The organism is Noviherbaspirillum sp. L7-7A (genome assembly GCF_019052805.1).
Lineage (GTDB): Bacteria > Pseudomonadota > Gammaproteobacteria > Burkholderiales > Burkholderiaceae_D > Noviherbaspirillum_A.
The window spans coordinates 3,794,954-3,807,325 of sequence record NZ_JAHQRJ010000001.1 but is presented as its reverse complement, the minus strand read 5'-3'; the positions used below and the strand labels follow the sequence as shown (position 1 = coordinate 3,807,325).

Here is a 12,372-nt window from a genome sequence, read left to right as displayed (position 1 = left end):
TGCCTGTTTTGTATGAAATGACTTACCTTTTCTTGAGGAATCGCGCACCTCACTCCACTTTAAGGTAAGCGGCACCATGGGCTTTCCGGGCATAAACGAAGTTAAAATTCGCTATCCCAAACGATCACGGCGTAGACTCTTTCCGACCTATTATCAAAATATTACTTGATGAATATTGCCCAGGTACGCCAAGGATCGAAGCAGCCAACCCAATGCGGCACAAAGAACGGGGGCACGACCTTGGCCGCCAACAAAAGGTTCAGATTTGCGGTCATAGCAACGACCCTCTCGGTTGCGCTCTCGTTTATGTCCAGTGCCGGAGTAGAAGGCATTGACCATCACGATAATCAACGGTTAGGCCAAGTAATTATCCTAGTCATAGCAGCTTTCATTCTGCTGTGGCGAATCATAATCGATAGAATTGATACGATCGCAGCAAGTAACATGGCGTTTCCATGTCTTGTGATTTTCTTTGCGCTGGGTCTTTTGTCGAGCTTTACGGCTTGGTCCGTTCGCCATGCACTTTATGAATTAGCATCGTTTGGTCTATTGATCGTTTTGGCATGTCTAATTGCAAACGAAATTAGTACTTTTGGTGAATCTCTTCTAGAACTGATATTACGTTTATGCGGTGGCGGCTGCGCCCTGTACGTATTGCTTGCACTGGAAGCGCACGTCTTAGCGCTGGTTCAAGGAATTCCAATGCACGGAGCGACCTTTGTTTTCATTAGCTTCGATAGTCCCCGATTCTTCAATTATGTGCAGACCGTGAGCTTGCCTCTTCTAGGCTTATTAACAACGCGCAGCTTGCTTTTTGTATCCGGAGAACACCGTGATGGCAACCGCTTAGACGGCGCGTGGCATCGCTATGAGTTTTTATTTTGGTCGGCCGTCTTGATCTTTTGGTGGATGTTGCTTTTTGCATCCGGGGGACGCGGGGCATTTGCCGGCATCATTATTGGCATGGCAGTCGCATATCTACATTGCCGGAAACATGCGAAACTATGGATTCACACCATGGTTTTTAGCTGCCTTGCCGGCCTTTTGGCTTATTTTCTTCTTTATTTTTTGGTACCACAAATGCTGGGGATACCGGCCGCTGGCAATCCATTTGAAACAGTCGAACGAACTATCGCTTCTCCCGCAACAGGGCGATATGCATTATGGCGTGCCGCGTTGGAAATGATACTCACACACCCGTTTCTTGGTGTTGGGCCACTGCACTACGCGCATTACGATGCCTATCTCCACATCGCCTCCCACCCACATAATTGGCCTTTACAAATTGCTTCTGAATGGGGCATTCCTGCCGCACTTTTTCTATCCCTTACGTTGGTAAGGCTGTGGCAAACATTAGTAAATATAAAAAAGAATATTTCCCAAGATGACTTAGTGTCGTCCACAACCTTGAGCGTTCTAATAGCAACTTATACTGCTATTCTAGTGGATGGTATGGTTTCCGGATTGATTGTCATGCCAGCCAGCCAGCTATGGATTGCCTTATATGGGGGTTGTGCATGGGGTTGGCTAAAGTTACAACGGCCGACTTCCGACACTCCACAATATCCACGGTCCCGCTTTGAAAAATGTCTTTATGGGCTCTCACTTACTGCTTTGTCTATCATGCTGGTGCAGGGGTTATGGCCAGAGGTAGCGGACTTACAGAAGCATAGGGAATTGAGTATTCAGCGAAATATGCTGCATGGTATTAAAATGCTTTGGCCGCGTTTATGGAGTGCAGGCTATTTTTAGAATAGAAAACTGAAAAAATTTTCTCTAATCGAACAGACATCAAGTGCAGCAAATTGGGAGAACTATAGAGTCAGCGGCTACGCCTTTTTTTGATTTTTTCTATAATGCCTGGTGGCAGCTAGAATGGATGGCATATCGACAGCTCCACTCAAAACCTACCCGTTGCAAAAAAATATGCCAATTGTTTTATGTTATTTTTGATATCATCAAACAGTTATTTTTAAAACAACTAAAAAAATGTCTTCGTTACCGCGCATTTTGAAAAATGACTTTGGAGCAGGTGCCGTCGAGTATGCGCTTCTGATATCCTTACTATCTGTTGGATTTGCCCTCGCTCTCGCCGCTTCAGGTGAAAGCCTTTGCGGCCTGAATGAAAGAGTAAGTCAAATTTTTCTTACCGGAACAGACATTCGCTCAACCTGCAGGCCTGGTAGCGGCAACGGCAACAGCAGTAATCATAGCAATGATAACGCCAATCCCAATGCGAATCAAAATGCTAACAATAATGGGATAGGCAACGGAAAAAATGGCAACGGAAATGGCAATGGTAATCCTTGAATATAGTATCCACCGAAAACTTGGGTTGCGCTTCTGACAATTACATCACTTGGTGCGGCGGTACCGATTTTCAGATAGAAATTAAACTGCCTTTGTTTTAAGTCCTGCTATCGACACTCTAATTAGGATGTCTAAGCGTATCCCAACTTTACGTCTCCTCTCTTCACTTTACGACTCGGCGAACTGAATTGGCCGCGTAAGACTACTGCTATTTGCTTACGCGAAGATGCACAACAACTACTTCAAAGATTTTACGGCCTAAAACTTTTCAGTCGGAAAGCAAAGTAAGCACCCGGCCATCCCGTCTTGACGGAACCTTCTAAGGTAGACGCGAACTAGGCAGGCGCCCAGCGATGTGGGAGCAAGTCGCTGATACGGCTGGCCGGTAGCGTTGGCAAGCGCTCCAGGACGTCCTTCATGTAAGCGTGCACGTCATGGCCGTTCAGGCGCGCCGAGTGCAATAGAGTCATCACTGCAGCCGCACGCTGCCCGGCCCTCTGACTCCCGGCAAACAGCCAATTCTTCTTGCCAAGTGCCATTGGCCTGATCTGGTTCTCTACCCAGTTGTTATCGATCGGTACCGCATCATCGTCCAGATAGTGCGTCAATGGACCCCAACGGCCCAGGATGTAATCCATGGCCTTGGCTGCCGCACTGCCGTCCGGTACGCGCTGTCGTTGCGCCAGCAGCCAGGCATGCAAGGTATCAGCCGCTGGCTTGCCGAACTGCTGTCTGGTCGCTCGCCTGGCATTGATATCGGGCCCCTGCACCTGGCGTTCGACGTCGTACAGCACCCCGAACAGCTTCAGGGCTTCTTCGGCGATCTGGCTCTTGTGGTTCGCATAAAGCTCGTGGAACTTGCGGCGAGCGTGCGCCATGCAGCCAGCTTCCATCATGCCTTGCCGGAACAGCGCTTTGTACGCCACATAGTCATCACAGCCAGCGTGCCGCGCCAGTCGCCAAGGAAGTCGCCGGCATGGCGACCAGCGCGCGATTCGGCGAAGTCGAACACCACTGCCTTCATGGCGCTCATGCTGGTGCTGCAGTAACTCCACAGGTAGGCCCGATGCGTCTTGCCATTGCCCGGCTTGAGCATCGCCACTGGTGTCTCGTCGGCATGCAAGACGGGCTGTGCCAGCAGTTCCTGACTGAGTGCATCGACCAGCGGCTGTAGCTGTACACCGCATACGCCGACCCACTGTGCCAGCGTCGAGTTCGGGATGGCCAGTCCGGCACGGCCAAAGATGCCGCTTTGCCGGTAGAACGGCAAGTGATTGCGCTTGGGCTGCTTCTTACCATCGTCCTCGGCCGGTTTGGTCGGCGCGAGTTGCTCGATCTCGGCGGTCATGGCTTCGATGTCGGTGTCGAGGGTCTTAAACAGCATTCGCTGCTGCTCGCCGCTATAGGCTTCGCTGGAAGCGGCGAACTTGAGCCGCTTGAGGATGGCCATCTCGTGCGTGAGCTTTTCGATCAGTGCCTGCTTGCCACACATCTCCTCCATCAGCCGGCTGGCGAGCTAGCGCAATTGGTCGGCATCAAGGGTGGACAGATCGGGTGCAGAAGTCATGGGCGGCAGTGTGCCAGAACAACTGCCGTATCGGAACAGAAACAGTATACGTACGGGCGTTAGACCACTGCAATGGCTTGGTCAGTGGCAAGCGTCTTCCATGGCAGGGCCGTGACCAGTGCCTGCAACTGCTTGGCGTTGAGCGCTACGGTGGCAATTGGCGCCCCCTCGGTCCAGACGAAGCGGCCACGGTTGAGGCGGCGGGCGGCCAGCCAGATCCCCAAGCCGTCATACACCAGGACCTTCATTCGCGTGCCGCTCTTATTGACGAACAGATAGGCATGGTGTGGGCGGGCGGTGCCGAACATCTTCACGACCCATGCCAGCACAGTGTCCGTGCCGGCCCGCATATCCAGCGGTTCGCCGGCCAGCCAGATCGCATTAATGCGGATCACCGCAGGACCTCGCGCAGCCATGCTGCGCATTCGTCAGCAGATGACATCGGCCAGCTGACCGTGGCGGTCACCGGACCGCGGCGCAATTTAATGCGTAGTTCCGTAACCTCAGAGGTCAAGGTGGTAGCCTGTAAGCCGACGGGAACTAAGGACAAGTCAGGCGCCGTCATAGCGGTGTCCTGGCGTTTGGCCGCCCGGGCACGCCACTTATGCACCAAGTTAGCATTGACGCCATGTGCCATGGCGACGGCGGCAATCGATGCGCCTGGACGTTCGCATTCTGCAAGAATCTACGCCTTCAAGCTTGCGCCACGGCGGCGCCGACGCACCGCTGTCGAGGTCGTTTCTGTCATGAGGTTTCCACTTAACATAGGTGGACACGATCATTCCTATATGCCCCGACTGTCACAAGGTAAGTTAGCTAGGTGCTTACAAAGCAAATGCGACGACGGGCCATTATTACTTATTATTAGCAAGCCGTTTCTTAACAGATTCTTCAAGCAAATTCATTTAGCTATAGAAATGAATTTTTATTTAAGCGATTTCCATGCAATTAGTTGTCTGTAATCGCTGGATTTCTCGTCGCTGAGCATGGCTGATTTTAATTTTGAACAATAGTACAAAACGACTACATAAAACGCTTAGGCGTGTGCCATTTGTCCCATGAAAAAAGTACATCCGGTCGATTGTCTCGCGATGGCAGACGGCTTAGGATGAAAGCGTGTAAGAATTGATGAAGCGCCACGTAGGAAACCACTTACATTTTATAAATCTTTAAACAAAAATTGCTTTTAGCCGATGACGTCTTGGCGCTACCCATTCATCGACTGGTATGAATAAAATGTTGGCGCTCTCTGAATAGTCATTGAATGGAGGCTATAATAATAATGAGCGAATCTTTACCTTCAGAATCTGTTTTGAAACTGACTTCACTTAGCAACGCTAGGGCGGTGCATTCACACGAACCGATATTTTCAAAACGTCAATCGATAGCGCGAGCAAAAAAATATTGCCCATCATTTTTCTCGAACGTTTTAAGGACAACTGATGTTGTCGCCCTCCTCGTCGCTGGATTTGCTGGCTATCTTTTCCGTTTTGGCATATCCTCTCCAATACTACAATCTGCACATTTATTTATATATCTTAGCGCCATAGTTACATCTGTATCCCTTCACTTGGCAAATGCATATAAGCCGCGAGCCATTTATTCATTAAGTACCCAGTTAGGAACGCTTTTTGTTGGCGGTTTTGGCGCTCTATTCTTTATTCTGATGTTTGGATTTTTTTCCGGGACATTGCGGGAATACTCCCGTATCTGGCTGTTAACGAGCATGCTTCTTACAGTTGTGATGTTATTAGCAAATCGCGTGGCCGTTATAAGTATGGCACGCGCAGCATTACAAAAAAACCATTTAACTGAATCGGTGGTGATTGTAGGCGCTAATGAACATACGGAGAAAATTATAAATGAGGTCATTAAAGAGCCAAACTTAGGAATAAACATACTGGGCATTTTTGATGATCGTGAGTATCAGCGCATCCCATCGTCAATTCAGGATCAACTTCTTGGGACCATAGACAGTCTTCTGACCTACATTAGACAAAACCCTGTTGATCGGGTGGTAGTTGCTCTACCTTGGGTTGCTTCGGACAGAATCGATTATTTAATAAAAAAACTTCGTACTGTCCCGGCGCGAGTAGATTTAGCTCCAAATAACGTAATCTGGAAATTTTCCACCATCAACATGGAAAGAATTGCAGGCATTCCTGTGTTGACAGTCGCAAACGGCCGCATAAATGAGCAAATTGGGCTAATAAAGCGAATTGAAGACCTCATAATTTCGGCTCTTTTGCTCTCCTTATCACTGCCTTTCTTCGCTTTTATCGCAGCTGCTATTAAGCTTGACAGCAGGGGACCCGTCATATTTAAACAGCGCCGCCATGGATATAACAATCAGATTTTTGAGGTTTACAAATTCCGTTCCATGAATTTGGAAGCTTGTTCCAGCGCAGAATTATCACAAGCAACACGAAAGGATCCGCGTATTACACGTGTAGGAAAGTTTCTTCGTCGTTTCAGCCTTGATGAACTGCCGCAACTGATTAACGTGCTCATGGGTCACATGTCTATTGTTGGACCACGACCTCACGCGGTGGAGCACAACGTGGAATACGGATCAATTATTTGTGAGTATTTTGCAAGACATAATGTAAAACCAGGCATAACGGGCTGGGCGCAGGTAAACGGATTACGCGGTGAGATCAACTGCCCGGATAAAATGCGTCGTCGTGTGGACTCAGACATCCATTACATAGAAAATTGGTCAATCCTCTTAGACTTAAAAATAATTTTGATGACCGCGATAACGGTGTGGTTCCAGAATACTGCCTATTAAAATGGCTGCATCCAAGTTACCAGGACAGTATAACAAGCAATGTTCCCGCATGTTAATGAACATGATTGCGAGGAAAAATGAGTTTTATCCAGTCGAGTACATCGAACTTTGTAGCAATCTTCATACGAATATCCACCGGCCTAGCACTGAACAAAATTGCTGCTATTTATTTAGGCCCTTCCGGTTATGCCGCGATGGGCCAGTTCCAAAGCATCCTGAATGTAGGATCGGTCTTGGCGAGTGGTGGATTAAATACTGGACTAATTAGATACACTGCTGAGTATGAAGATTGTGGCGAAAGTCAAAAAAAAATTTGGCGGTCCGCATTTCTTATTTCAACTGCATGCGCCCTAACTACTGCACTTTTTATTTTTTTCTTTTGCCAAGAACTATCTGCCTATGTTTTAAAAAACGAAAACCATGCTGATTTATTAATTGGCTTGAGCGGATTAATGGTCTTCATCACATGGACCGGATTACTTCTTTCTATTCTTAACGGATTAAAGCAGCTACCAAGATTCATAGCTATAAGCGTAATGGGAAACGTAATCGGGCTTGCCCTAGCCAGTACACTTACCATATTTTTCGGCTTCAGAGGCGCAATAATTTCTCTATTAGGCCAACAAGCTTTAATATTCTTGCTAGCCTTTGTCGTTTGTCGAAAAACGGTTTGGTTCAAAATGCAAAACTTCTTTGGCAAGTTCGACAAAAAATCGACATTAAAACTTTTAAAGTTTGCAGCAATGGGCAGTGTTTCAGCTTTAGTCGCGCATGGTGCCAACTTCTTTATAAGAAATCATCTTGTCGAGTACTATGGATGGCAGGAAGCAGGTTACTGGCATGCCATTACGCGCATAAGCGATCTTTATTTTATGATATTGACGGTCCCAATGTCTTTCTATTACCTGCCACGATTGCCGCGAATAAGAACATCAGAGGCGCTTAAACTTGAAATCCTGAACGGCTATAAATACCTCGTTCCAACATCAATTCTACTTGCTCTAAATATTTATCTTTTACGCTATTTTATTACTACAATTTTACTGACTAAAAGTTTTGCACCAATAGAGCCGTTATTTTTCTGGCAATTACTAGGTGATATCATGAAAATTGGGAGCTGGTTTCTTTCTTTTATAATTCTAGTCAGATCGTTAAGTAGGTTATATATTGTTACAGAATTACTCTGTGGCCTAAGTCTTGTGACGTTTACCATCCTCTTTACTTCAAAGATGGGGACAGAAGGAGCTGTTGTAGCATATGCTTTGACCTACTTTCTATACTGGATAGCGTTGATCACTATTTTTAAAGTTTTATTTAAATCAGCTAAGCAAAAAATTTAGCTGATTTAATAGGCACCCTACAGGATAAGATGTCGTTTTAAATCAAAGCACCTTTATGACATCAGGGTGTGTGTTTGAAGCATTAAATACACAATTCGCTCGGACGTCTGTTGTCATTCAAGCAAAGACCAGGAAGGGGATCTCAGGTATACGTTTGTATTGAAAAAAATGTGCTAGTAAGATGATTGAAATTTTACCTTTGCCAACGTATTAAGTTTTCAATTCGTTAAAAGTTAAGAATATTATGAGCGAACTAGTTAGCGTTGTTATGGCGACTTATAATGGCGCAAAATATATTGATCAGCAAATTGAGAGCATTCTTCAACAGACTTATAAAAATTTCGAGCTGATAATAGTTGACGATGCATCGACTGATAATACAATTTTTCATCTTCAAGCCTACGCCGCGAAGGATCAGCGCGTAAAAATTCATCGCAACTTTCGCAACTTCGGGGTAGTAAAGACTTTCGAAAAAGGGCTTAGCTTAAGCGTTGGAGAATTTATCGCATTGTCAGATCAAGACGACATTTTTGCAGTAGACAAGCTAGAAAAGCAGGTAAAGGCTTTAAAGAGTGCACCAAGAAGCGACTTGGTAGTATCAGACTTACGCTTGATACATTCAGATGGTAGTGAGCTTTCCTCATCGATGTGGCGTTATCAAGAGCTAAAGGTAAAGCCTGGAAAGCCATTTTGTCAGTTGCTTTATGCAAATTTCGCAACTGGATGCGCAACGATGTTTACTCGGCGGTTGTTAGCCAAAGCTTTACCGTTCCCGCCAGACTGCTTTATTCATGACTGGTGGCTTAGTGTCTTAGCAGCTAGTTCCTGGGGTGGAGGTATTGTACTGATTCCTGAACCACTGACTAGCTATCGTCAGCACGGGTCCAATGTGATCGGTGCGCATTCAAAGACTATTCGAGCGGGACTGAAGCGTGTTCCACCGTTGAAAAAAAGGATGATTTGGTATGCCGAATGTAAGGCAAGGATTGCGGGATATCGAACAAAGGATTTTTGGACAGCGAAAGAACTATCAGACCTGAAGAAAGCCGAAAATGTCTTTTTCGGTTTCTTAGCGGACGGGTCTAGCTCATTTACAAATCGTATATTGCGCCTACCATCGCGTTGGCATTTTGCGAAGGAAGAAAGTATGGTTCATCTGTGTGGCATATCGCTATTAACTATATTTCCGCGATTTGTAGAAAATATACTTGGTCGGAACGAATAGAGAATCTCTGATTACTAAATCAAGTTATTATTAGGTAAGTTAAACTTTGAAAATTCTGCGAATTTTAGGTACCCGTGGCGTTCCGGCTTCACATGGAGGATTCGAAACCTTCGCTGAGCAGTTAGCAATTTTTTTAGTGAAACGTGGCTGGCGTGTAGTTGTGTACTGCCAAAAGCTAGGAGACGAAAAAATATATGGCGACATTTGGAACGGTGTTGAACGTATTCACATTCCTGTTTGGCAAACCGGAGCTAAAGGTACAATATTATTTGATTGGAAATCAACAAAACACGCGTGCCAATTCAATGATATTTGCCTTACGCTTGGGTACAATACTGCGATATTCTGTTCCGTATTACGGTTGAAAGGAATTTACAACGTAATTAATATGGATGGGTTGGAATGGACGCGCGCAAAGTGGGGTTTGTGGGCAAGGATATGGCTTTGGCTGAATGAAAGGGCCGCCTGCTGGATTGGAAATCATTTGGTTGCAGATCATCCAGAAATTAAAAAACACTTAGAATCGCGTATATCTGCCGAAAAAATTACTATGATTCCCTACGGTGCAAATTTGATCTCTAATGCATCTTTAACCCATGTATATAAATTCGGGTTAATACCGAAGAAATTTATAACGGTGATTGCACGAGCGGAGCCAGAAAATTCAATTTTGGAAATTGTTTCAGGCTTTTCAAGCAAACATAGGGACTGCGAATTGGTCATATTAGGTTCATACTATGAGTCTGATCCATATCACCGCCGGGTGAGAGCCGCTGCTAGTAAGCAAGTTCGTTTTGTCGGGCCCATTTTTGAGAAAGAGATTGTTCAAGCGCTTCGTTTCTTTAGCATTTTATATGTACATGGGCATCAAGTCGGTGGAACCAACCCGTCTCTTGTAGAAGCTTTAGGTGCTGGCAACCCTATTGTTGCGCACGATAATCACTTTAATCGATGGGTAGCGGGAGACGGCGCAATATATTTTAATGGCGCTGCATCGTTTTCCTACTGCCTTGAAAATTTATTAACTAACCCAAAAAAGCTGCAAGAAATGTCAGCTTTGAGCTTGATGCGCTTCCGCAGTGAATTTGTTTGGTCGGATGTATTGCGACAGTATGAGGAGCTACTTTCGCATAAATCGTTTTGAGGCTGGATGGCATTCGCAGCTGAATCCATGCAACCCGTGTACGCCTATTGGCGCTGTCCAGCGTTTGTGTCCGGCAGGCTCTTTGTGCTCAAAGAATTTAAAGTAATGATTACTATGTTTCTAAATTTTTATTTCCGCACTCACGATTAAACTGACGGTAAATTAGTCCAAGAGCGGCTGACACTGACAATGGCCCCGTTAGCTTGCAACTTAAACTTCGGAGTCGCTAAAGCCAAGGCGTCTCTGTTCTGGGATCTGGCATTCAATCCCTGCAGATAACATCACTGCGTACTTACAGTTGCTTAACAACCTCATGTCGAAAAGCGAGGCCCATTTAGCAGTATTCGTGAATATCAATTTCCAGGACGCCTAGTAGTAGTTTGTTGAAAGTAGTGGACTGATGGTCTAGGCTAGGGGCAGGAGGTATGCTGCCATGACTGCCCGCCGTCCTTGCCCGCCAGCATCCGGTCCACTCGAAGATTACGCAACACACTTCGATCCCTCGTTCCATTCGCTGGCGCAACGTCATCACTTTCGCACTTATCTTGCTGGTCTACTGGCACCGCGCGACCGGCCCAAGACGCTCACGGCATTAGCCGGTGCCGAGCAGCTCGTCGAGGCGCAGACCGCGCCTGTACAGCAATTGCAGTTCTTCCTTTCCGAGTCCTGTTGGGATGCCGACCTCATCACGATGCGGACATTGCAGTTGCTGGGAGACGTACTGGACTGAGCCCGGTGCCAAGCTTAAGTACTGCGTATATCTTTGCGGATACTAAAAGCAAATGGGCCAGCAACATGCTGGCCCACCCTGATTACCTACCCTGCACCGAGAATTAAACGCGACGGCGGCGGCTCAGGCCAAGACCGAGCAGAGCAATGCCGAGCAGCGCTACTGCACTTGGCTCTGGCACGAAGAACACATTAGCTGCGCCTTTGATGATCGAGCTTGTGCCATTGAGGTTGATTGGCTCAGTGCTGCTGAAATTGCCATCAATGGTGAGCTCCTTATAGAACGGCGAGGGAGCGGTAAAGTAAGCAATACCATCCGTAGTCAACACCAAGTCATTAAAAGTCAGCGTAAAGTCACCATTTGCCTCTGTAATGCTTCCGGGGCGCAATGAGCCCGAGCCAAACTTGAAAGTATCGGTAGAAGCGAGCAGCACGTCGGTTTCACCATTCACTACATTGATGGGAGCACCGCCAATTGCCGGCAGCGTGAACATAGACCTGTTACCTTTGTCCAAAAAAAGCTGAATGCTGCCGGAGGTCCCAACGAACTTGCCGCCATTCTCAACAACTTGACCGCTTGCAGTGAAAATCGCGTACACCTTCAAATCGAATCCAACGGGAACAGTCGCTTCCTCACCCAAGAAGACAGGCCCAGCTGCAACGGCTGACGTTTTAAAAGTGGACCCATTATCAATAGTCAGGATCTCTTGATAGCCAAATACCATTTTGTCAGCGATAAAGCCTGTTCCGTCCTGATCCACATTGAAATCCAGAAACAGTTCCGCATGTGCGGGCGCGGCGAATGAGGATGCAGCAAGAGCAAGCATCGACAGGCTGCGTTTGATGGTGGTAACAATATTCATATTATTCTCCCTGGTAAAGTTGCCTTTATAGTTCTTAGCAGAAATTGTGCCTGAAATAAATTAGTTCCTTAAATCAACCACTTACCTGTAAATTCAAAAAAGTCGTTTCTTTTCTGTAAAGAAACTCGACAGTGAGCTTGTATCTCAAAGAAAAATTTTGATATGCAAGCTGAGTGAACCGGCAGCAGGCTGCGGTGAGCTTCTTTCTCTTTCGTGCCTTGCGGCGTTATAAAGGAAGACGAACAGGACAATGCCGCGCAAACCGAAGCTTATTGACTTGGAAGTGTTTGCGGATCGCAGCGATTATGGGGCGCTGCTCATGGGCAGATCAGACGTTCCAAAATGAGGTATGGCGCCATCAGCAGGCTCAGTGCCGCTCGAACGGCGTAGCTCTATAACCGAC

General features: G+C 46.6%; 10 protein-coding genes and 1 pseudogene. 7 read left to right on the top strand and 4 right to left on the bottom strand.

The features are described from left to right. Positions 1-168 precede the first annotated feature (168 nt). Positions 169-1,752, top strand: a complete 1,584-nt coding sequence (locus tag KTQ42_RS17375; RefSeq protein WP_249222970.1) for an O-antigen ligase family protein — start codon at positions 169-171, stop codon at positions 1,750-1,752. A gap of 237 nt (positions 1,753-1,989) precedes the next feature. Then, positions 1,990-2,310, top strand: coding sequence for a hypothetical protein (locus tag KTQ42_RS17370; RefSeq protein ID WP_217346604.1), 321 nt, complete (start codon positions 1,990-1,992; stop codon positions 2,308-2,310). A 335-nt stretch (positions 2,311-2,645) separates the two neighbouring features. Here the strand turns inward: KTQ42_RS17370 and KTQ42_RS17365 are convergent. The 3 genes and pseudogenes from KTQ42_RS17365 to KTQ42_RS17355 all read right to left on the bottom strand — a co-directional run bounded on the left by KTQ42_RS17365 (position 2,646) and on the right by KTQ42_RS17355 (position 4,562). Continuing rightward, positions 2,646-3,814 (bottom strand): annotated as a pseudogene (locus tag KTQ42_RS17365) (IS66 family transposase). Between the two features lie 122 nt (positions 3,815-3,936). After that, on the bottom strand, positions 3,937-4,293 hold the full coding sequence (gene tnpB / locus KTQ42_RS17360) for an IS66 family insertion sequence element accessory protein TnpB (protein ID WP_217346603.1): 357 nt from the start codon (positions 4,291-4,293) through the stop codon (positions 3,937-3,939). Then, positions 4,269-4,562 carry a transposase gene (locus KTQ42_RS17355; RefSeq protein WP_349292172.1) on the bottom strand — a complete coding sequence of 98 codons (294 nt, stop codon included), beginning with the start codon at positions 4,560-4,562 and terminating at the stop codon, positions 4,269-4,271. Before KTQ42_RS17355 ends, tnpB begins: the two co-directional genes overlap by 25 nt. Positions 4,563-5,159: 597 nt before the next feature. Between KTQ42_RS17355 and KTQ42_RS17350 the strand changes: the two genes are divergently transcribed. From KTQ42_RS17350 to KTQ42_RS17330, 5 genes are all read left to right on the top strand, one after another. Then, positions 5,160-6,668, top strand: a complete 1,509-nt coding sequence (locus tag KTQ42_RS17350) for an undecaprenyl-phosphate glucose phosphotransferase (protein WP_217346601.1) — start codon at positions 5,160-5,162, stop codon at positions 6,666-6,668. A 77-nt stretch (positions 6,669-6,745) separates the two neighbouring features. Then, positions 6,746-8,008, top strand: a complete 1,263-nt coding sequence (locus KTQ42_RS17345) for an O-antigen translocase (RefSeq protein WP_217346600.1) — start codon at positions 6,746-6,748, stop codon at positions 8,006-8,008. A gap of 244 nt (positions 8,009-8,252) precedes the next feature. Then, positions 8,253-9,233 carry a glycosyltransferase family 2 protein gene (locus KTQ42_RS17340; protein WP_217346599.1) on the top strand — a complete coding sequence of 327 codons (981 nt, stop codon included), beginning with the start codon at positions 8,253-8,255 and terminating at the stop codon, positions 9,231-9,233. 46 nt (positions 9,234-9,279) lie between these two features. After that, positions 9,280-10,377 carry a DUF1972 domain-containing protein gene (locus tag KTQ42_RS17335; RefSeq protein WP_217346598.1) on the top strand — a complete coding sequence of 366 codons (1,098 nt, stop codon included), beginning with the start codon at positions 9,280-9,282 and terminating at the stop codon, positions 10,375-10,377. A 433-nt stretch (positions 10,378-10,810) separates the two neighbouring features. Further along, a complete protein-coding gene (locus KTQ42_RS17330) occupies positions 10,811-11,107 on the top strand; it encodes a transposase (protein WP_217346597.1) in 297 nt (98 codons plus the stop codon). Between the two features lie 103 nt (positions 11,108-11,210). Here the strand turns inward: KTQ42_RS17330 and pepA are convergent, their stop codons facing one another. Next, on the bottom strand, positions 11,211-11,969 hold the full coding sequence (gene pepA, locus KTQ42_RS17325) for a flocculation-associated PEP-CTERM protein PepA (protein WP_217346596.1): 759 nt from the start codon (positions 11,967-11,969) through the stop codon (positions 11,211-11,213). Between the last annotated feature and the right edge of the window lie 403 nt (positions 11,970-12,372).